Raw genomic sequence first — 21,240 nt, 5'->3', positions numbered from 1 at the left:
AATGTTTACAAAAATTAAAAATATCAAATTATTGGTATTGGCGTTCTGCGCCTTTACCTTACAAGTTACCAGTCAAGAAGTTAAATCGAGATTACAAGGAATGGTAGACATTCCGATTCCGGGAGCATCTTTCAGCATGACTTATGATCCAAAAGGCGGGCCATTAGAAAACGTTAAAGATATCAGCGGTTATGCTTATGTTTTCAATGATTACAGATGGGAAATCGAAGACCTGAAAATGAAAAAAAATGGCGCTGTTTACAGTGCCGATTTTACAGTTCCAAAAAACTGTGCTTTTATGGCTTTCAAATTCTACGGCAACACCGAAAATGGATTAGTTACCGACACTAATCAGGATACAGGATATATGCTGGTGGCTTTTAAAGAACCAAAAGTAAAAATGCCGGGCGCAGATTTAGCTTGGGCAACTTTTAGAAACAAAGACTTTAACGGTCAGTTTGGCGGTTACTTCAAAGATTTTTCTATTGATGGAGATGCTACAGAATATTGGCTTAAAAAAGAAGTAAAAGATCATGGAGACCGATTTCCAGAGTTTTTTGACACGTACTTCGATGTATTGAAAAAACAAAAACCTGAAAAGTTTCAGGAATTGGGAAGCAAGTTTTTAGCTGACTTTACAAAGAATATGAAAGGACTACCTGAAGAAGTATACACAAAAGTACATCACATTTATTTGTTTGATTTGAAAAATAAAACAAAGGCAGATTCTCTTGAAGCGGTAATCGAAAAACAATTTCCAAAAGGAAGCCACGTAAGATTCAAAGCATACCAAAAAATTATGCCAATTCAGGATGCGGCAGAAAGAAACAAGGTAATCAACCAGTTTTTAGCTGATTTCCCAAACAATTCAGAAGTACCGCCACATCAAAAATATTTTTATGACAATATCGTAAAAATGCAGTTTGGATACTATTTTGAAACGAAAGACTACAAAACTATTTTGGCAATGATTCCAACAATGAATTTTGCTAATTTAAACGATGCTTACCACCAGAATATTTCGAAAGCATTATACTTAAAAGTAGTTGATCCAGCTGTAATCGAAACTATGGCGGTGCCAATGATACAGCAGATGCAGCAAAAAGTAAATGACATGTCTTATATGTCAGGACTTTACTGGTCGCCAAATCAGGCAACAGAAAATGCAAAAACGCAGCTTAATAACGAATTGGTGATTCAGATTCGTATGTACGATATTTTGAAAAAGTACAACGAAGTTTTAGAAACTTTTGCTTTACTTCCTTTCGAAAAACGCTACGAAAAAGCAAGTATTAACGATATTCACATCAAAGCTTTAGAAGCATTCAACAAACCAATTTTAGAGGTTTTGAAAAATGCGGCAAGAGCCAATACTTTATCTGAAGGAGCTACTGCAAAACTGAAAGAATTGTATTTAAAAGAAGGGAAAAAAGAAGCTGATTTCCCTGCTTATTTAGAGCAATTGAAAAAAGAAAACAAAGCGGAAGAAAGAATCGCCCTGATTGATATCGCAGCTCCTGCAATTAAAGTACAATCAGCTGACGGAAAAACTAAAGATTTGGCTTTAAACAGCGGTAAAATTATCGTAATTGATTTTTGGGCAACTTGGTGCGGACCTTGTAAAAAAGCTTTCCCAGCAATGCAGCAATTGGTAAACAACTTTAAAGATGACAAACAAGTTGAAGTATATTTTATCAGCACTCAGGAGACTAAAGAAGGCTACAAAAAAGAAGCTTTGGCTTATCTAAAAGAAAAAGGTTTAAAAATCAATACCTATTTTGATTTGGTTAAAAAAGGTGGCGGTACAAACAACGCTTCTTTTACCAACTATGCTCAGATCTTTAAATCAAGTGGTATTCCAAGAAAAGTAGTGATTAAAGACGGAAAAATCCGTTTTACATCTGAAGGATATTCTGGAAATCCAGGACAATTAGTAGATGAACTCACAGATGTTATCAACGCTTTAAAGAACGAATAATTGCTTCTTGAAAATCAAAAAAATATGAAAAAAATTGTTTTGCTATGTACACTCGCTTTGGGTGTACATAGTTTATCTGCACAGAAAAAAGCAGTAGACGAATCGGCTTATCAATCTTGGCAAAGAATCAACAGCAAAGCTTTATCATACAACGGAAAATGGATGTCTTACAGCACCGTTTTTCAGGATGAGGAAAAGGAAAACAAAAAACAGATCATTATTCAAGAAGCTCCAAAAGGAAAACGTTTGGTTTTGGAGAATTGCAGTGATTTAAAATTCATCGGAAAAAAAGACTGGATTCAGTACAGTAAAAACGACAGCACATTGGTGCAGAATTTAAAAACCGGAGTTAAAAAACTTTGGAAAACCAACCACTACACCACTCCGCTTGAAGGAACAGATTTCTTGTATTACACACGTCCGGAAACTCCAAAAGGAGCAATCTTTTTACAGCGTTTGGTTTGTTATAATTTAGAAAGTAATGACAGTACTTTTGTAAGCAACATTAAGTCGTCTCGTTTTTTAAAGAACAAATCGATTGTGTATGTGCAGATTGAAAAAGATCAGGTTTTTCTAAAACACGGAGCAATCGGCGGCAAACAAGAAACAGTTTACAGCGGAAAAGCATCAGATTTTGGTGATTTTCAATTAAATGATAAAGAAAACGGCGGTACTTTTACTTTAAAAGGAAACAACAGCTCTGATTTCAACATGGTTTATTATTTCAATTTGAATACTAATAAAACTCATTTAGTATTCAATTATGATGAAATCAATTTGAATAATCCTGATTTTTCCATTTCTAAAGTGGCGTATGGATTAAACGAAAACAGCAATTTCATTACGTTATTAGTAAACTCAAACAAACGTCCTGAAAACACTCAGATTGCAAAATCGAATGTTGAAATCTGGAGATCCAATCAGGGAACTATGGAACGCAGACAGGAATTATTAAGAAGTTCTAAAACACTTCCAAGCGAACAAAAATTTCTTTATGATATCCAAAATAAAAAAGTAATTAAAGTTGCTTCAACAGGCGAATTTGATCAAGTTTTAATTCCCGAATCCGGAAATTACAAAGGTGTTTTTGCGAGTGATAAAAAACCGTATGCAGTAGAAACCGACTGGACTTTTAACGAACGTAACGATATATATTGGATTGATGCCACAACAGGAAAATCGACCAAAGTACTGACTGGCGTTTTTGGAAATCCAACTTGGAATCCACAGGGAAGTTTTGCTGTTTATTATGACGAAAAAGAAAAAGTATGGACTATTTTTGACCCTGCTTCTATGCAGTTTAAAAACATTAGTTCTCAGATTCCTTTTCCACTTTCAGATGATAATGTAGACATGAAATCGGCTAATACAGCTTACGGAATAGCGGGCTGGTTAAACAACGGAAATACAGTTGTTTTGTACGATCAGTTTGATTTGTGGGCTATTGATCTTACCAATCAAAAAAAGGCATATTCGCTGACACAAGGTTACGGAAGAAAAAACAAAGTGGAACTTCGATACGGAGAACAAGGTTTTATAGGTAATTTGGATCAGAAAAAAACAGTTACTTTAGTTGGTTTTGATTTCAATCATAAATCCAACGGAGTTTTCCAATTAAATAACAATAATTCGATAACAAAAATATTTGCAAATCCAGATTACAGTGTTAGAATTGAAACTGTTTCTGGAGATAATTCAAGTGTTTTGTTTTCAAAATCAAGTTATACTATTTTCCCGGATTTATGGTGGGGAACTTCTGCTTTTGGATCACAATCTAGAATAACAGATATCAATCCGCAGCAAAAAGAATATGCTTGGGGAACTGCAAAAGTATTGACTTGGAAGACTTTTAACGGAAAAGAAAATCAAGGAAACTTATATCTTCCGGACAATTACGACAGCAAAAAAAAATATCCGGTAATTGTCCATTTTTATGAAAAACATACAACTGATTTTAATACCTACCAACAACCGGAAGTAAGTTCTTCGAATATTAATATTCCAACCTATTTAAGCAGAGGTTATATCGTATTTCAACCAGATGTACATTATGTTTACGGCGATGTCGGAAACAGCGTTTACAATGATGTCATGAGTGGTGTTGAGTACTTAATCGCAAATGGTATTACTGAAAAAGGTAAAATCGGAATTCAAGGACACAGTTTTGGCGGTTACGAAACTTCTTTCTTAACAACTAAAACAAATCTTTTCAGCTGTGCGATTGTGGGTTCTGGAGTAAGCAACTTTACGGCTAACTATCCTGTTATGAGATCCAATGGAATTTCGACTATGTTTAAATACGAAGCCGATCAATACCGTATGGGAAGTTCAATGCATGATAATTTGGACGGATATATTAAAAACTCGCCTCTATTTTCTGCGAAAAACATCAAAACACCAATTTTGATTTTCCATAATGATAATGACCGCGCAGTTCCTTATCAGGAAGGACAATCTTTATTCTTTGCACTTCGTCGTTTAGGAAAACCTGCTTTATTAATAAACTATAAAAAAGAAGGACATACTTTAGACGATGCCAGTAACAGAAAAGACTGGACACTCAAAATGCAACTGTATTTTGATTACTACTTAAAAGGTGCAGCAAAACCAGACTGGATGTAATTACAATAACTTAAAATTAGACGCGGATTAAACGGATTCGCCTTGCGAAAACGCGGATTTACACAGATAAAAACATTTAAAATCCGTTTTATCAGCGTTTTCGCGGAAGCGAATCCGTTTAATCCGTGTCCCATTACAACTGTTTTTTGAAGATTTCAAATAAACAGCAGGGGCTTCTTATACCCTATTCCAACTAAAATTCAATCAAAAAAAAGAACAATAAGGATCAAAAATGAAAACAAAATTAATTTTAGCGCATTTTCTTTTCTTGGGTTTAACTCAGGTTTCGGCGCAGTTTAAAACTACTTTTCCATTGCCCAAAGAAGTGGCACATGGAACGCTTCCAAACGGAATGCAATATTTCATCATGCACAACGAATGGCCAAAAGACAGAGCCGATTTTTATTTCGTACAAAATGTCGGGGCGATTCTAGAAAACGACGATCAGGACGGATTAGCGCACTTTCTGGAACATATGGCTTTTAACGGAACAGAACACTTTAAAGGAAAGGGCATCATCAACATGCTAGAAAAGCAAGGTGTTTCTTTTGGAAAAGACATCAATGCTTACACGGCGTATGACGAAACGGTTTACAATATCAGCAACGTTCCTGCAGACAATAAAACTTTATTGGATTCTTGCATGTACGTACTGCACGACTGGTCAGGTTCTTTGCTTTTGGCTAATAATGAAATCGACGCAGAAAGAGGTGTGATTCGTGAAGAATGGCGCACCAGAAGAAATGCCGATTACAGAGCTGGAGAAAAAATCGACAAAGTAGTTTTTCAAGGTTCTAAATATGCCAAACGAAATGTAATCGGCGATTTGAACGTCATCAACAACTTCAAATATCAGGTTTTAAGAGATTATTATAAAAAGTGGTATCAACCGCAAAATCAGGCTGTCGTCATCGTAGGGGACATTGACGTGGCATTAATCGAAAAAAGGGTTAAAGAGATTTTCGGTTCGATACCGACTCCAAAGAAAATCAACAAAAGAGAATACGAAAAAATTCCGGTACAAAAAGAAAACCGTTATGTACTGGCAACCGACAAAGAATTACAGCGTTCTGGGATTTCGCTTTCGTACACCATGCCAAAACCAATAGTACAAGATGAAGCCGAAATGACCAAAAGCATGCAGGAAAGTCTTGCGATGCAGTTAATGAATACTCGTTTTGGAGAATACATCATTAACAATGAAACGGCAGGTTTATCTTTTGGTGTAAGAAATGATAATCTTTCGAGATTAGACAGTAAATTTTCATTGAACATCGCACCTAAAAAAGGTAAATTCTTAGAAGCATTTAGTGAAGCTTACAAAGAATATGAAAGAGCTATCCAAAACGGATTTACACAGCAGGAATTAGACCGTTTAAAAACCAAAATGCGAAGCAATTATGATAATCGTCTGGCAAACAAAGACAAAATCAGCAACGGATATTGGGCAGAACAATTACAGATGTATTTCTTAGAAGCCAATCCGGTTATGACTTTAGACCAGGAATACAAATGGATGAACGAGTTTCTAAATAAAGTGACTTTGGAACAGGTTAATAGTGCTTTCAGAGCTTTAGAACCAAAACAAAATCTAATCATATCGGTTTCTGCTCCAGAAGATGCTGCGACTAAATTTCCGGAAGCAAACGACTATTGGAATGCAATGAAAACCATTTCAAACAGCAAATTGGAAGCGTACAAGGAAGAAGAATTAACGGCTTCTTTAGTTAAAGAGCAATTGACAGAAAAAGCGATTGCAAAAACCAGCGACATTAAAGCTTTCGCAAATGCAAAACAATACACTTTAGCAAACGGCGCAAAAGTGATTATTTATCCAACAACCTTAAGCAAAGACCAAATTTTGTTTTCTGCTTACAGCGCAGGAGGAAATTCCTTAGCAGACTGGCAGGATCTTCCATCAACACAAATTGCAACGGCAGTAGCGGCTTATTCAGGATTGGGCGATTATAAGTTTACCGATTTAAAAAAGAAACTGGCAGGTCAAACGGCTAGTGTTAGTCCGTATATTGGAGGTTTATACGAAGGTTTTAATGGAAGCAGCAACAAAGAATCATTAACGACTTTATTGCAGTTGACATACCTTTATTTCCAGCATCCAAGATTTGATACGACCACTTTTGATAAAATCAAAGAACAGTACCAAAACAAACTGAATAATGCTCACAACAGCAACGAAAAAGCGTTAAGTGATACGATTTCAGTTTTAAACACGAATTACAGCAAACGCAATTGGTTATTGAATCAGGATTTCATCAATGCTTTTGATTTGAATAAAGCGAAGAAATTCTACACCGAGCGTTTTTCTAATGCAGGAGATTTTACCTTCTTATTCGTTGGAAACATTTCTGAGAAAGATATTGCTTTAATCAATACTTATTTAGGCAATATTCTGTCAACTCCAAAAACAGAAAAATACGTTGACCATAAAATTTTCATGAAAGACGGAAAGACTGAAAAAACGATTTTCAGAACAATGGATACACCAAAAACAACCGTTTATCTTCATTTGGAAAACAAAGACGTAACCTATTCTAAAAAGAACAAAATCTTAAGTTATATGGTTTCGGAATGGCTGACTAAACGTTATTTGGAAACCATTCGTGAAGAAGAAGGCGGCAGTTACGGCGTACAAGTTGGAACCGATTTATCGCAGTCCCCTTCTCCATTGTTTTCATTAGAAATCAATTTTGACTGTAATCCGGACAAAGCCGATGCCTTGGTAAAAATTGTTCACGCGGAATTGACAAGAGTACAGACAGAAACCATTCCCGCGAATATGCTGGAAGACATTAAACAATCTATAATCAAAAATTATCAGGAGCAGATCAAAGAGAACAGTTATTGGCTGAGCGTACTGACATCGTATGTTCGAAACGATGAAACACCTTTTGACATGGAACTTCTTAAAAATACATTAAGCACAATCACTGCCAAAGATTTAAAGGAATTTACAACAAATGCCTTGAAAAAATCGAACAGTGTGCAAGTGCTGATGAAAGCAAAATAAGAATCAATTTTAGACCACATTAGTTCCAAGGTTTAAAATATTCTTATCGATTTTTTTATTTTTTTTATTTTAATTAGTTTTTAAAGGCTGTCCAAAAGACAGCCTTTATTGCTTTAATCATTTTCGTTTATTACTAATTAAAATTATCATTTCTATATCCAACCATCATTCCGTAGGAATGTTTCGTTGGTAGAAAAAAATATAGACATGCCAGATTTTCGTTCCGTAGGAACGTTTAATTTATACGTTTTTTGCCAAAATATCAAACGTTCCTACGGAACGTAAAACAATCATCATTCATTTATTCTACCGATGAAATGTTCCTACGGAACAATAGATTAACCGCAATCAAATGAGTTCCGTAGGAACGGTTCATTTCTCTGCGAAATATGAAATTTTGATTATATTTGAGAAATTAAACTTCCATAAAAGCTCCATAGAAAATGAGCAAAATCGATACCTATTCACTCGAGCATCATAAAAGTCTGTTTACAGACGAAAATGATAACAAAGAATATTTTTATGTACAGATTGAAGAACATCCGTACATTGATATTCCGTATCGGGCTGAAAGTTATGCTATTGAATTTCTGAAAAAAGGAAGCATCATATTGCAGACGCGATTGGATAAAATCGTGATTAAAGCACCGGCAATATTGGCTCTTGGGCCCAATGTTATTAGAAGTTTCAGCAAAGACAGCGAGAGCATTTTAATGGATATTATCTTTTTTAAACCGAAATTTTTTCTAGAAACTCAAACCAATGTCTTTTTTCTTTCTCAATATGATTTTTTCGAAAACAGTAAAATGCACGTCTTTCCTTTGGAGAAAAAGAACAAAACCAAATTCGAACAGCTTTTTAGTTTAATTCAGGAAAATCTTCGGACAAATCATTTTCATCAGGCTTCTATTCTCAGAAGTTATTTGTATGTTTTGATATTTGAACTGGATTCGATGAAAAAAAATCTGCCACAGAAAGAAATTCAAAATCCTTTGTTTGAAAAATTTAAAGAACTTTTGGTCAAAGATTTTATCAAACATCGTGCTCCATCCTATTATGCAGAAAATCTAAACGTGACGCGAAAATACCTTTCAGAAGTGATTAAAAATAACAGCGGTAAAACAACCCGCGAATGGATTGATGAAATGGTTATTTTAGAAGCCAAAGTACTGCTTCAGAATAAATCGTTAACCATTAATCAAATCAGCGATACTTTACATTTTTCGAACCAATCAGTTTTTGGAAAATTCTTTAAAAACTACACACAGTTTTCTCCTTTAGAATACCGAAACACTATTTAACAAACCGACTTTCTGACCAACATTTCAGACTTTTTTCCCTTTTCTTACCAAACAAACAATTGCAGTTTTGTATTGAAATTCAATACCTGAAAACATGTCTAAAAAAGCACAATTTGTAGTTATAATACTAGATACAGCTACCGATATGGAAGCTAAAGCCAAAAAGTTTTATTCTAATTTATTTTTATCCGAAGAAATTGGCGAACAATACGTTTCTGAAAAACTTTCTATTTCGGAACTTTTTAAAGTGCAGAATGACTTTAATATTGAAGTTTTGATGATTCATGAAAATGAAACTCCAGCTTCTTTTCTTCAATTAAATTCTTCCCGAATTTTTAATGAAAAAGTCGAGGCTTCAAAACCGATCTGCATGGAACATATCGTTCATTTAAATGTTGAAGAAATTCAGCTGCTTTTTAATCGTGCTGAAGAAATCGCCAAACAAAGAAAACACGATTTTATTTGGGTAAAAATCTTTGAAACTGATTTGATTTTGAAAGATACTTTAATTGAAATGGGCTATATAATATTCAATTATTCAGAAGCTGTAGCTGAAAATCTTCCTGTAAAACAACTTTTCTTAAAAAAGGAAATTCATTAAACAAAAAAACCTGCTGAATGTGATTAATTCCAGCAGGTTATTATTATTCTTCAAGCGCCATTAATTCTAATTTAGCTATAATTATAGCTAGATTATCTTCTAACAAAATTTTTCCATCACGCCATTCTTTTTTATCAGATTCTCTTGAAACCCTAAAAATAAAATCGCCTGTAAAAACATATTCTGTAGTTTCTCTTAAACCGTTTGCTGTAATTCGCTTTAAAGCTTCTCTTAAATCTACTTTGATTTCAATTCCGTTGCTGAAAAAAACGGTATCAAAACCGTCTTCACTTTTTCCAAATTTATGACCGCGGTATTCTATCAATTTTATAAAAGCATCCATAAATAGTAAAGCCCGATTTATACTGTCAACAGAAACATTTAAATCTAAAATGTTAGATTTAGGTTCATAAATCCCATCATTTAATGATTTACTGATCCAATGTTTTTCTGTTATTTTTACAATAGCGACAGGATTTTTCAGCTTTTTAAAAACTTGTAAAGGTCCGTTTTCGTCACTTTTTATTTTTCCAGCCAATTCTTGTAAAGGTGTAGGTTTAGAAGTAGTTCTAAACTGCATTTCATACCTTTTTTTGAAAATACTAATTTCATTATTTCCTTTATAGTCTAAAGTTAATTTTGGAGTATTTATTCGCTTGTATTCAGGTCTAGTCCAATGTTTGGTTTTAGGAAGCGGAATTTCCAATTTAGTACAGGCATTTTTGATTCCCATTGTAGAAATTTCATAATGCTTTGCAATTTGTACAAGCGGAAATTTCCAAACTAAATCATAAAGTTCTGAACGGGTAAAAGTAATTTTGTCCATCTCAGTAATTCAAAATCAATTAAAACACAAATTCACTACCTCTAAAGTTTCCTTACAGAGATAGCGAATTGTAATAAATTATTGGCTTCTACTCTACACCACCTCCTAAGGCACGGTATAGATTAATTGCTGCATTTAGTTTTTCTAGTTTTATGGTCACAACATCCAAGTCATTTTGCAGCGAACTATTTTGGGCTGTTATCACTTCTAAATAATTGGCCATACCACTTTTGTAAAGTAATGAAGCATCAGAAGTGGCTTTGTCTAAAGACGTCGCTTTTTCTTTAGCCAAAACAATTCTTTCATCAGCATATTTTAATCTTGACATTGCATCGTTTACTTCGCCAACAGCTGTAATAAAAGACTGTTTAAACTGAATTGCTGCTTTTTCCTGTTCTAAAACTGCCACTTCATAAGCCGTTCGTAATGCTTTTTTTCTGAAAATAGGCTGTGCTAGATTTGCTGCAATAGTTTTAGTAATCGATCCTGGGAAATCAAACCATTTTTCAAATTCGAATGAATTCACTCCAATCGACGGATTTAAACTTAAAGCTGGATACATCGCTGCTTTTGACAAACCTGTTTTTGCTGCGGCAGACATTACAGCATATTCGCTTGCTTTTACATCTGGTCTTCGGCTTAAAAGTGAAACTGGAATTCCTGTTGGAAAAACAACATTTATCTCAGCGGCATCAATATTTCCTGCACGTTCTATGCTGTTTGGATATTCGCCACACAAAATCTGCAAAGCATTTTCTTGAACTGCAATATTCGCTTTCGCTAAAGGCACTAATAATTCAGCCGTTTTCTTTTGTGCTTCTGTTTGGTTTACTGCCAAAGAACTGATGGAACCCGAATTGTACTGCAGCTTCATCATATCCAAAGTACTGGTACTCAATTCAATATTTTTCTCTGCAATTTTTAGCTGTTCGTCTAAACCTAAAAGATTGTAATAAGCCTGTGCTACCTGAACAATAATTCTGGTTTTTAATGCCGAAAGATTTTCTTTCTGAGCGAAATAAGCTGCTTTAGCATCTCTTTTCTGCATGGCTGCTTTTCCCCAAATATCTACTTCCCATGACATACGAAGGTTAGCACTGTAATCGTCCATATAATCTTTACCAATAAACTGAGCGCTTAATGAGCCGTTTAAAGAGTTTTTTGATTGATACGAACGGCTTGCTCCTGCATCAAAATCAAGTGTTGGAAGTAAGGACAGCTTGGCTTGTTTGTAACTAAGGTCAAGCTGTTCCATACTTTTCACTGCAACAAGCACCTCGTTGTTTTTAACGAGGGCTTTTTCAATCAAATTAACCAACAAAGGATCTTTGTAATAGCTTTTCCACGGCAGTAAAACCGTGTCTGCCGTAACCGCAATTTCTTCACGGTATTTTTCCGGCGCTTTTAAATCTTCTCTGGAATATTTTTTTCCTACCACACATGAAGTCATCACGGTTCCAGTAAGTAAAACAATTCCAATTTTATATAGTGTTTTCATTATTATTCTTTTATCGTTTGAACTTCAACTGCGATTTTCTTAGTGGAAACTTTTTCTTGTAAATATTGGAATACGATAAAAAGTAACGGAATTACAAAAATCCCTAAAACAACACCGCTTAACATCCCAACCGCAGCGCTGACACTAATGGATCTGTTTCCAACAGCAGTTCCTCCAGAAGCAAACATCAACGGAATCATACCTACAATAAAAGCTAATGAAGTCATGATAATTGGTCGCAACCTTGATCTTGCGCCTTCAATTGCTGCTTCCACAATACTTAAACCTGAAAGACGTCTTTGAAGCGCAAACTCCACAATCAAAATGGCATTTTTAGCGAGCAATCCGACCAACATGATTAATCCGACCTGAACATAAATATTGTTATCTAAACCAACTGCTTTTACTCCAGCGAAAGCTCCTAAAATTCCTGTCGGAATTGAAAGTAAAACGGCCAATGGCAACAAATAGCTTTCATATTGTGCAGCCAATAAGAAGAAGACAAACAAGAGACATAATCCAAAAATGGCGATTGTCTGGTTTCCTCCTGCTTTTTCTTCCAAACTTAAACCTGTCCATTCGTAACTGTAATCGGCAGGAAGTTTATCTAGAACTTTTTCTAAATTCCCCATAATCTGACCGTTACTATAACCTGGCAATGCCATTGCAGTAATATTTACCGAATTATAAAGGTTATATCGGTTTACCGATTCTGGCCCATACACTTTATGGAATTTCACAATTGATTTTACTGGAACCATCTGCATATCCGCATTTCTAACGAAAATCTCATTAAACGCATCCTGATCCATTCTGAAAATTCCATCAGCTTTTACATTCACTCTGTAGAACTTCCCAAATCTTGTAAAATCTGAAGATTGATCTCCAGCAAAATAGGTCTGAATGTTGCCTAAAAGGTCTTTTACATTCACTCCCATTTGACGGGCTTTATCTTCATCAACTTCCAATTCTAACTGCGGATAATCGGCTCTAAAAGTCGTATACGCATATTGAACGCCCGGTTGCTGCATAATTTGTCCGATAACTTTATCCGACATTGCTTTTAAAACTTCTGGACTTCTTGCCATTCTGTCCTGCAACACAATTTCAGCACCGCTCGTTACACCAAATCCTTCAACAGGCGGCATTCTGAATACCATAATCGAACCTTCTTTAATTGTCGATAATTTGCCTGTAACACTGTTCAAAATTTCATTAATATCTTTAACAGCACCTCTTTCTTTTTTAGGTTTTAATTTGATAAATCCCAATCCGTAAGCTGTACTGGCACTGTTACTCAAAATATTAAATCCAGTAATACTGGTATTGACATCAATTGCTTCTTCAGTTTCCAAGATTTTCTCCATTCTCTCCACTACTTCAGTCGTACGATCAAGCGCTGTTCCTGGAGGCATTGATAAACTGTACACCATGAATCCGTCATCCTCTAACGGAACGAAACTTTTTGGCGTTGACATCATCATATAAACCGCAAGAACTGTTATCCCTGTTACCAATCCTGCTGCGATCCATTTTCTTCCGATAAGGAAACGAACGCCTTTGATATATCTTCCCGTAAAATTGTTGAAGCTTGTATTAAATCCAATGAAAAAACGATCTTTAAAACTGGTTTTATGCTCGTGATTTCCGTGTTTATCTCCATGATTCTTTAGTAATAATGCACATAAGGCGGGAGTCAAAGTCAAGGCATTTACAGCCGAAATAATAATTGCAATCGCCAAAGTATAAGCAAATTGTTTGTAGAAAATCCCCGAAGATCCCGTCATAAATCCAATCGGAATAAATACCGCCGACATGACCAAAGTAATCGAAACTACAGCTCCAGTAATTTCTGCCATGGCACCGTGAGTCGCTTCTTTGGCTGAAATTCCTGCATCTTCTTCCATTTTACTGTGAACGGCTTCGACGACAACAATTGCATCATCGACCACAATTCCGATTGCGAGTACCAAAGCGAAAAGCGTTAAAATATTAATGGTAAATCCAAAAACCAATAAGAAGAAAAACGTTCCTACAATCGCCACAGGTACTGCAATCGCTGGAATTATCGTCGAGCGAATGTCTTGCAGGAATATAAATACTACGATAAAAACCAGAATAAAAGCTTCAAACAAAGTCGATTTTACTTGCCCAGTTGCTTCGTCCAAACGTTCTTTGGTACTCATTACGTTCACGTACTTAATTCCGGGAGGAAAAGATTTTGAAAGTCTTTCTACTTCTTTATTAATTCCGATTTCAATATCGTTTGCATTCGAACCTGATGTCTGTAAAATTGCCATCGTCACAGCATTTTTACTATTCGATTTGTTGTCTCCACTGTATGAAATAGAACCAAATTCAACTCTCGCAACGTCTTTAAGTCTTAGAACATTACTTCCGTTATTTTTAACCACAATATTTTCATACTGCTCTGGTTTGTTCTTTTTTCCTTTGTAACGAATTACATATTCTAAAGCCGCTTTTGATTCTTCTCCCAATTTCCCTGGAGCCGATTCTAAACTTTGTTCTGCAATTGCCTGCGTCACATCTGAAGGAACTAAACCTGCATTCGCCATTTTACGCGGATCCAGCCAGATTCGCATCGAATAATCTTTTTGTCCGAAAATTTGAACCTGTCCCACTCCGGGAACACGTTTCATTTGAGGCACTAAGTTGATATTAGCATAATTCTGCAAAAACAACTCGTCATATTTAGCATTATCTTCTGTATACAAATTGAAGATAACAATCATACTATTTTGCTGTTTCGAAGTTGTAAGTCCCATACGGACAACTTCCTGTGGTAATTTTGGTGTAGCCTGCTGTACTCTATTCTGTACGTTTACCGCAGCCTGATCTGGATCAACACCTTGTTTAAAAATAACACTGATCGAAAACGATCCGTCATTACTGGCAGTCGATTTAATGTACTGCATATTTTCAACTCCGTTAATCTGTTCTTCTAGTGGCGTTACCACAGAACGAATAACGGTTTCACTATTTCCTCCTGGATACGAACCGCTTACCATTACAGTTGGCGGTGAAATATCTGGAAATCTCGTTACCGATAATCTCGTAAGACCTATAATCCCCAAGATTACCAATACAATAGAGATCACTGTGGCCAATACCGGCCTGTCTATTATTTTTTTTAACATGGAAAATGTTATTATATGTTTAAATCAAAAATTATTTGCTGCTTACGGCTTTTCCAGCGGTTTTAGGAACCACTTCCATGCTGTCATAAAGAACATCAATAGAGTTTAAAGCCACTTTGTCTCCAGATTGTAATCCAGCTTTTACGAAATAATCTGATCCAGCGCTTCCAGCAATTTCGATTGGAACCATCGCTACTTTGTTTCCTTCTTTTAAAACAAAGACGAAAAATTTATCCTGAATGTCTTTTACACTTGCCATTGGCACTGTAATTACAGATGACAAACTTTTGTTCAATACAATTCTTGCTGAACCTCCAGAACGCAATATCTTTTTCGGATTTGGGAAAATGGCTTTTAAAGCAATTGTTCCCGTTGCACGATCAATGTTTCCGCTGGCTACTTCTAACTTTCCTTTTTGATCGTATTCACTGTCATCAGCCATAATTAGACTTACGGTTTGATTGGCCTTTGAATCTTTAGAAAAAGCTAAGTAATCTGCTTCTGTCAAAGAGAAATAAACAAATACGTTGTTGATTTCAGAAAGTGTTGTTAAAGGAACAGCATCATTTGGTGTTACTAAATTTCCAACTCGGTTTGGAATACGGCTAATATAGCCGCTTACAGGAGCTTTAATCAAAGAGAAATCGGCATTTAACTGAGATGATCCTAAAGCGGCTTTAGCCTGTGCTACTTGTGCTGTCGCAGCTTCTAAATTGGCCTGCGCTGTTTTTAACTGCATGTCAGAGAAAACTTTTCCGTCCACAAGCGGTTTGATTTTTTCTACTTCCAATTTGGCATTGGCTTGGTTCGCCAAAGCACTTTTGTAAGCGGCACGGCTGTTGTTTACCTGCTCGGCATATACATCGCCTTTAATTTTAAAAAGGGATTGTCCTTTGTTTACATAGTCTCCTTCTTTGACATAAATAGCTTCAAGATATCCTGAAACCTGTGCTTTTATATCAACGTTTACAGTACCTTCGACTGTTGCTGGATATTTTTTTTCCACATCTCCTGTTACTGAAGTGGTCTGCAGAAAGTCAACTTCCGGCTTTGGAGGTGCCATCTGGGCATCCGCACTTTTCCCGCAGGAAGAAAAAGAAATTATAATCAATAAAACCGCAATCCTGCCAATTGCTGTGTTATTTTGAAAAAACTGTTTTGTCATTTTACTTTTCATTTTAAATGAATTACCTCATATTTGGCCGCAAAATAACGGCTGAAAACAGCATTTTTAGGGGAGAAATTTACCCAAACGGCATTTTTTGATACTGAAACGTATGGGTTTGTTATGCCACAAAGGCACTAAGGCGCAAAGTTTTTTTATGCCACAGATTAAAAGGATTCTAAAGGATTTTTTTTACGAAGATTGTGCAGAATTAATCTCGCGAAGACGCAAAGTTTTTTTGCCACGAATTCACGAATTTTCTCTAATTCAAATTTGATTTGGAAAGAGGGAAATATAATCTCACAGATTTTTTATTTCGAAGACGCTAAGTTTTTTTTGCCACAAAGGCACTAAGGCGCAAAGTTTTTTTATACCACTGATTAAAAGTATTTTAAAGTTCTTTTTTATGAAGATTTTGCAGAATTAATCTCGCAATCCCGATAGCTATCGGGAGCAGAGTCGCAAAGTTTTTTTACACACAGTTTTGTCAAGGATGACAAAAAACAAGCACAAGAAATCTTTTCGCCAGAAAAGAAAAAAACCTCTGTCACTTTGTCTCTTTGTAACTTTGAACCTAAAAACTTAGCATCTTAACATCTCAGAACCTTAGTAACTTATCTATCCATCCACTGTTTAAAAAACGGTGTCTTCTCGCGACTGATAATCACTTCTCTTTCAGGATCCAGTTTCAGTTGGACTTTAAGTTTTGCGTTGAAGTAATTCGCAATAGATTTAATGCTTTCCGCACGAATGAAGAATTGTCGGTTTGCCCTAAAAAAAATATTAGGATCTAGTTCCTGCTCCAGTTCTTCCATCGTTTGTGGAATCGATATAATTGTACCCGATTTTAGAAATAAATTACTCGTTTTAAACTCCGAATAAATGAAGTCAATATCAGAAACATCTACACTTTTATAGCCATCTCGATAGGTTACTAAGAAACGTAATCTATAAATTGGTTTATGAATAAGGTCTTTTAAAATTCCAGCAATATTAGAAACACTGGTTTCGGTTTTAGATAAAGACTTGAATTTTGTTAAAGCAAATTCTAATTCGCCTTTATCAATTGGTTTCATCAAATAATCAATGCTGTTGACTTTAAAAGCGCGAATGGCATATTCGTCATAAGCTGTAGTGAAAATAACGGGACAAGTGATATTGATTTCATCAAAAATTGAAAAACTCAATCCGTCGGCTAGGCGAATATCCAATGTAATTAAATCGGGTGCAGGATTTGATTTCAACCAAGCAACAGTGTCGACAACAGTATCAATAATTCCTAAAATTTGACAATTAGGTTCAAGTTCTTCCAGCAGTCTTTTTAAACGACTGGCGTTTATACTTTCATCTTCTACAATTAAAATTTTCATAACACTTCAATTAATGGCAGACGTACTTCATAAAAGTCCTTTGATTCTTTGAAAACGGGCATTTTTTCAGATAAAATCTTATAACGAAACTCAATGTTTTTGTTCCCAATTCCGGTAGAAACCAGACTTTTTCCTGCTGTTCGCTGCAAATTGTTTCGGACAATAATATCATTCGAATCACAAAAAACAGAAATAGTCAATGGATTGGCTAAAGTTGCCATATTATGTTTTACAGCATTTTCAACCAATAACTGTAGTGTTAAGGGAGGTAAATGCAACGACAAACAAGAAGGTTCAAGGTCAATTTTAAGATCGATTTTATCGCCGAGTCTTTTCTTTAGCAGATAAAAATAAGCGTTTAGGAATTCAATTTCTTCTTTTACAGTAATAGTGTCTTTATTCGAGTTTGAAATCATATAACGATATACTCTCGTAATATTTTCTAAAAACGATGCCGCTTCTTTTTGATCTTCATAAATCAGCTCAGTCAAGGTGCTAAAATTATTAAAAACAAAATGCGGATCTAACTGCATTTTTAAGGATTCCAGTTTTGAACGCGTTACGGCTTCCTGAAGTTCAGAAGCTTTAATTTTTAATTCGGCTGTTTCTATAGCATTTACACGCCAACGGTTTAATAGAAAAATACCGGTATGAATTGCGCTGATAAAAAGAGAAATAATGGCAGCCATAATTTTGGACTGCCAAATGGTAACTAAATCATTTTCTTCTAAAGCTGTGCAAGGGTATAAATAGTCCCATAAACAGGAGAAAAAGTAATTTAAAAGTATATTTCCGGCAATTAAACAGATAAACTGCGCTATTGCTCTAAAAAAGGGATTTTGTTCCCAGCGTATATAGTTGTTTAACTTTCTGCCAACAAAAAGCGTCAGCTCCGTAAGAATGGCGCAGTACAGTAAAATGATAAAAATATCAAAAGTCTGATCCAAATCCAGCAAACTTTCTTCTTTAAAATTTCGGTAGGGATTTAAGAAGTAATAAGAAGACAAATACACTAAAAAAACCGCAGGAATTACTATAACTCTGTAATATTTATAGAAAAAGTTTTTCCCTGATTTTTTATTTTGTTTCTGTCTTCCCATTAAATCATCTCTATTTTGAATCGAAAATCTGCTCAGCTCGATTTAGTGTGCCACCAGAACTTCTTCTGCTTTCGAATCTTTAGTTTTTTGAACTGTTTTTTTTTCACGCATCACTCCCCATTTCAAACAAGTAGCTCCCCATGAAAATCCAGCGCCAAAAGTGGTAATCAATAAGTTTTGACCTTCTTTAAAATCTTCTTGAAAGTCCCATAAACACAACGGAACTGTTGCAGAAGTGGTATTTCCGTAACGCTCGATGTTTACTTTTACTTTAGAAGCCTCAATATTTAAACTTTCTCCAACGGCATTGATAATTCTTAAGTTTGCCTGATGCGGAATTACCCAGTCAATTTCGTCTGACTGTAATCCATTTTTTACCAAAGCATCTTGAGAAACCTGTCCCATTGAAGCCACCGCTCTTTTAAATACAAAAGCACCGTCTTGTTTTAAATAATGTGTTCTGTGCAATAAGCTCTGCATAGAAGTTGGGTTTCTTGAACCTCCAGCTGGAACAGCCAAAGAAGAGGTACCGCTTCCGTCTGTTTTGAGAATGGTTTTCATTAAACCATTTTCAGATTCTGTTCTTTCTAGTAAAACCGCTCCTGCTCCATCTCCGAAAAGGATACAAGTATTACGGTCTTCATAATCTACGATCGAACTCATTTTGTCTGCTCCAACAATAATTAATTTGCTGTAACGGCCGCTTTCGATCATGTTTGCTCCCATTTCCAGCGCGTATAAAAATCCGCTGCAGGCTGCATTCATATCAATTCCAAAAGCATTTGTAAGGCCGCTTTTCTCGCAAACAATACTGGCAGTTGGCGCCAAAATGTGATCGGGAGTTGCTGTTGCTACAAGCAAAGCTTCAATTTCGCCACGATCTACATTATAATTTTCAATTAGGTTTTCAATCGCAGCAGCGGCAAGATCAGAAGTTGCCGTATCGTCGTCTGCGATTCTTCGTTCTTTAATTCCAGTTCTTTTTACAATCCATTCGTCAGATGTATCAACAGTCTCCGAAATCATTTTATTGGTAAGGATTGATGATGGCACAAAACCACCTATAGCTGTTATTACTGCATTCATGTTTTTAGTTTTTTTAACGGATACAAAAATAACACTAATAATTTGGAAACGACAACAATGGTATATCTAATCCTGCAGCTAATATTCTAGTTTTACTTTTATGTACCAAAGAATCCCAAAAACCATACTTTTGAGGCACCATAATTAAGATATCTGCTTCATAATTCGTAATTTCTTTCTTAATTTCGTTAATAACTGCATTTGACCTTACTGTTTTATAAAGGTATTTCACGTCTTCAAACTCCTTTTCAATGTTCGAATTCATCAAAATCCTGTGCTGTTCTTCTTTTAAATCGTCCAATTTTTCATCTACACTGAAAAATTCAATTTCTGCTCCAAGCTCTCCCAAAGTATTTTTGATCCAGCTGAATTTTTTAATTGCCGAAAAACTTAAACTATCACAGGCATAAAGCACTTTTTGAATGTTTTGAAAACGTGCTTTTCCTGGAACAGCCAATACTGGAATATGCAGGTTTTTTATAGCAGAAGTAGTTGAATTTCCCAATAATTCCTGCTCAAAAGAACGTTCTGCCATTCCCATTACCACTACATCTGCCTTAGTTTCATCAATAATACGAGGCAATTCGTCTTCTAAAAAAGAATAAGTGCAAATCGATTCTGTTTCTATTTTGAATGAATCTGCTATTTCTTTTGCTAAAGTTTCCAGTCTTGAAATTGCTTTTTCAATCTGCTTCTGCATCGCATCTGCTGTAATATGCGAATTGGCGCTGTGAACACTCAAAGAGAATGAATTAAATAAAACTAATTTTGCTCCTGTAGTCTTGGCAAGTCCTGCAGCATAATGCACTGCATTGCTAGCAATTGCAGAAAAATTGGTCGCGGCGATTATAGTTAGTTGTGGAATCATATAATAGTAATTAAACTTTTTTTCGCAAAATTGGCTAATTAAACACTTGTTTAAATTTTTAAATTACTGAAAGATCATTTTTTAAGACCCAACCGTAAAATTTCGTTGCCGAAAATACTGGCTTTGCCTTTTTGTTTATTATTTTAAAAACGGCTAATTAAGTTTAATATAGTGGCATTATATAAAAAAATAGAAGAGAAATTAGTAATTTAGACGACTGTCACACTACGTCTTTAGCACTTACTAAAAATCTAAAATCATGGAAAATTCTGCTGTAAATGAAGCACTAATCATAGATTTGCTTACAAATTATTTTAACGGAATTTATAATGGAGATGTTCCTTTGCTGCAAAGTGTTTTTCATCCACAGGCAATCATTGGTTTTGATATTAAAGGAGACACTCATTTTAAAACCATTAATCAATACTTAGAAGGTGTAAAAAACCGTAAAAGTCCGCATGAACTGGGAGAAGAATTTAAAATGAAAATCCTATCTTTAGATATCATCAATAACACAGCTGTGGCAAAAGTACAGGTTCCTATATTTGAATTTGATTATTATGACCTGTTAAGTCTCATTGTTGTGGATGGAAAATGGGTAATCAGTAATAAATTAGCAACTAAAGTAAATTAAAAATA

General features: G+C 35.2%; 14 protein-coding genes. 6 read left to right on the top strand and 8 right to left on the bottom strand.

What is annotated here, in order from left to right; all coding sequences use genetic code 11:
* The first annotated feature begins 1 nt into the window (after position 1).
* The 5 genes from P2W65_RS16100 (at position 2) to P2W65_RS16080 (ending at position 9,530) form a co-directional block, all read left to right on the top strand.
* Positions 2–1,978 carry a redoxin domain-containing protein gene (locus P2W65_RS16100; RefSeq protein WP_289659048.1) on the top strand — a complete coding sequence of 659 codons (1,977 nt, stop codon included), beginning with the start codon at positions 2–4 and terminating at the stop codon, positions 1,976–1,978.
* A gap of 24 nt (positions 1,979–2,002) precedes the next feature.
* Complete coding sequence (locus tag P2W65_RS16095; RefSeq protein ID WP_289659046.1) at positions 2,003–4,600, top strand: alpha/beta hydrolase family protein; 2,598 nt, start codon at positions 2,003–2,005, stop codon at positions 4,598–4,600.
* Positions 4,601–4,832: 232 nt separating this feature from the next.
* A complete protein-coding gene (locus P2W65_RS16090) occupies positions 4,833–7,628 on the top strand; it encodes a M16 family metallopeptidase (protein ID WP_289659044.1) in 2,796 nt (931 codons plus the stop codon).
* Positions 7,629–8,071: 443 nt separating this feature from the next.
* Complete coding sequence (locus P2W65_RS16085; protein ID WP_289659042.1) at positions 8,072–8,929, top strand: helix-turn-helix domain-containing protein; 858 nt, start codon at positions 8,072–8,074, stop codon at positions 8,927–8,929.
* Between the two features lie 94 nt (positions 8,930–9,023).
* Positions 9,024–9,530, top strand: coding sequence for a hypothetical protein (locus tag P2W65_RS16080; protein WP_289659039.1), 507 nt, complete (start codon positions 9,024–9,026; stop codon positions 9,528–9,530).
* Positions 9,531–9,573: 43 nt separating this feature from the next.
* Here P2W65_RS16080 and P2W65_RS16075 read toward each other — a convergent pair whose 3' ends face one another.
* The 8 genes from P2W65_RS16075 to P2W65_RS16040 all read right to left on the bottom strand — a co-directional run bounded on the left by P2W65_RS16075 (position 9,574) and on the right by P2W65_RS16040 (position 20,601).
* Positions 9,574–10,356 (bottom strand): hypothetical protein, encoded by a 783-nt coding sequence (locus P2W65_RS16075; protein WP_289659038.1) that lies wholly within the window; start codon positions 10,354–10,356, stop codon positions 9,574–9,576.
* 88 nt (positions 10,357–10,444) lie between these two features.
* Entirely contained in the window at positions 10,445–11,854 is a 1,410-nt protein-coding gene (locus P2W65_RS16070; RefSeq protein WP_289659035.1) for an efflux transporter outer membrane subunit, read from the bottom strand.
* 2 nt (positions 11,855–11,856) lie between these two features.
* A complete protein-coding gene (locus tag P2W65_RS16065; RefSeq protein WP_289659033.1) occupies positions 11,857–15,012 on the bottom strand; it encodes an efflux RND transporter permease subunit in 3,156 nt (1,051 codons plus the stop codon).
* Positions 15,013–15,043: 31 nt separating this feature from the next.
* On the bottom strand, positions 15,044–16,177 hold the full coding sequence (locus P2W65_RS16060) for an efflux RND transporter periplasmic adaptor subunit (protein WP_289659031.1): 1,134 nt from the start codon (positions 16,175–16,177) through the stop codon (positions 15,044–15,046).
* Positions 16,178–16,791: 614 nt separating this feature from the next.
* Positions 16,792–17,547 (bottom strand): LytR/AlgR family response regulator transcription factor, encoded by a 756-nt coding sequence (locus P2W65_RS16055; RefSeq protein ID WP_289659030.1) that lies wholly within the window; start codon positions 17,545–17,547, stop codon positions 16,792–16,794.
* Positions 17,544–18,647 carry a sensor histidine kinase gene (locus P2W65_RS16050; RefSeq protein ID WP_179003589.1) on the bottom strand — a complete coding sequence of 368 codons (1,104 nt, stop codon included), beginning with the start codon at positions 18,645–18,647 and terminating at the stop codon, positions 17,544–17,546. The genes P2W65_RS16055 and P2W65_RS16050 overlap by 4 nt, the downstream gene beginning before the upstream one ends.
* A gap of 42 nt (positions 18,648–18,689) precedes the next feature.
* Complete coding sequence (locus tag P2W65_RS16045; RefSeq protein WP_179003588.1) at positions 18,690–19,733, bottom strand: beta-ketoacyl-ACP synthase III; 1,044 nt, start codon at positions 19,731–19,733, stop codon at positions 18,690–18,692.
* Between the two features lie 34 nt (positions 19,734–19,767).
* Complete coding sequence (locus tag P2W65_RS16040; protein ID WP_289659026.1) at positions 19,768–20,601, bottom strand: universal stress protein; 834 nt, start codon at positions 20,599–20,601, stop codon at positions 19,768–19,770.
* A gap of 259 nt (positions 20,602–20,860) precedes the next feature.
* Here P2W65_RS16040 and P2W65_RS16035 point away from each other — a divergent pair, with 259 nt between their 5' ends.
* On the top strand, positions 20,861–21,235 hold the full coding sequence (locus tag P2W65_RS16035) for a nuclear transport factor 2 family protein (protein WP_289659024.1): 375 nt from the start codon (positions 20,861–20,863) through the stop codon (positions 21,233–21,235).
* The last annotated feature ends 5 nt before the right edge of the window (positions 21,236–21,240 follow it).

Origin of the sequence: Flavobacterium panacagri, from assembly GCF_030378165.1 — a bacterium.
GTDB lineage: Bacteria > Bacteroidota > Bacteroidia > Flavobacteriales > Flavobacteriaceae > Flavobacterium > Flavobacterium panacagri.
This window is presented reverse-complemented; position numbering and strand designations above follow the sequence as displayed.

What these genes read in the sequence shown, in the direction of transcription:
- P2W65_RS16100 (WP_289659048.1), top strand. Translation starts at nt 2, where the DNA reads ATGTTTACAAAAATTAAAAATATCAAATTATTGGTATTGGCGTTCTGC.
- P2W65_RS16095 (WP_289659046.1), top strand. Translation starts at nt 2,003, where the DNA reads ATGAAAAAAATTGTTTTGCTATGTACACTCGCTTTGGGTGTACATAGT.
- P2W65_RS16090 (WP_289659044.1), top strand. Translation starts at nt 4,833, where the DNA reads ATGAAAACAAAATTAATTTTAGCGCATTTTCTTTTCTTGGGTTTAACT.
- P2W65_RS16085 (WP_289659042.1), top strand. Translation starts at nt 8,072, where the DNA reads ATGAGCAAAATCGATACCTATTCACTCGAGCATCATAAAAGTCTGTTT.
- P2W65_RS16080 (WP_289659039.1), top strand. Translation starts at nt 9,024, where the DNA reads ATGTCTAAAAAAGCACAATTTGTAGTTATAATACTAGATACAGCTACC.
- P2W65_RS16075 (WP_289659038.1), bottom strand. Translation starts at nt 10,356, where the DNA reads ATGGACAAAATTACTTTTACCCGTTCAGAACTTTATGATTTAGTTTGG.
- P2W65_RS16070 (WP_289659035.1), bottom strand. Translation starts at nt 11,854, where the DNA reads ATGAAAACACTATATAAAATTGGAATTGTTTTACTTACTGGAACCGTG.
- P2W65_RS16065 (WP_289659033.1), bottom strand. Translation starts at nt 15,012, where the DNA reads ATGTTAAAAAAAATAATAGACAGGCCGGTATTGGCCACAGTGATCTCT.
- P2W65_RS16060 (WP_289659031.1), bottom strand. Translation starts at nt 16,177, where the DNA reads ATGACAAAACAGTTTTTTCAAAATAACACAGCAATTGGCAGGATTGCG.
- P2W65_RS16055 (WP_289659030.1), bottom strand. Translation starts at nt 17,547, where the DNA reads ATGAAAATTTTAATTGTAGAAGATGAAAGTATAAACGCCAGTCGTTTA.
- P2W65_RS16050 (WP_179003589.1), bottom strand. Translation starts at nt 18,647, where the DNA reads ATGGGAAGACAGAAACAAAATAAAAAATCAGGGAAAAACTTTTTCTAT.
- P2W65_RS16045 (WP_179003588.1), bottom strand. Translation starts at nt 19,733, where the DNA reads ATGAATGCAGTAATAACAGCTATAGGTGGTTTTGTGCCATCATCAATC.
- P2W65_RS16040 (WP_289659026.1), bottom strand. Translation starts at nt 20,601, where the DNA reads ATGATTCCACAACTAACTATAATCGCCGCGACCAATTTTTCTGCAATT.
- P2W65_RS16035 (WP_289659024.1), top strand. Translation starts at nt 20,861, where the DNA reads ATGGAAAATTCTGCTGTAAATGAAGCACTAATCATAGATTTGCTTACA.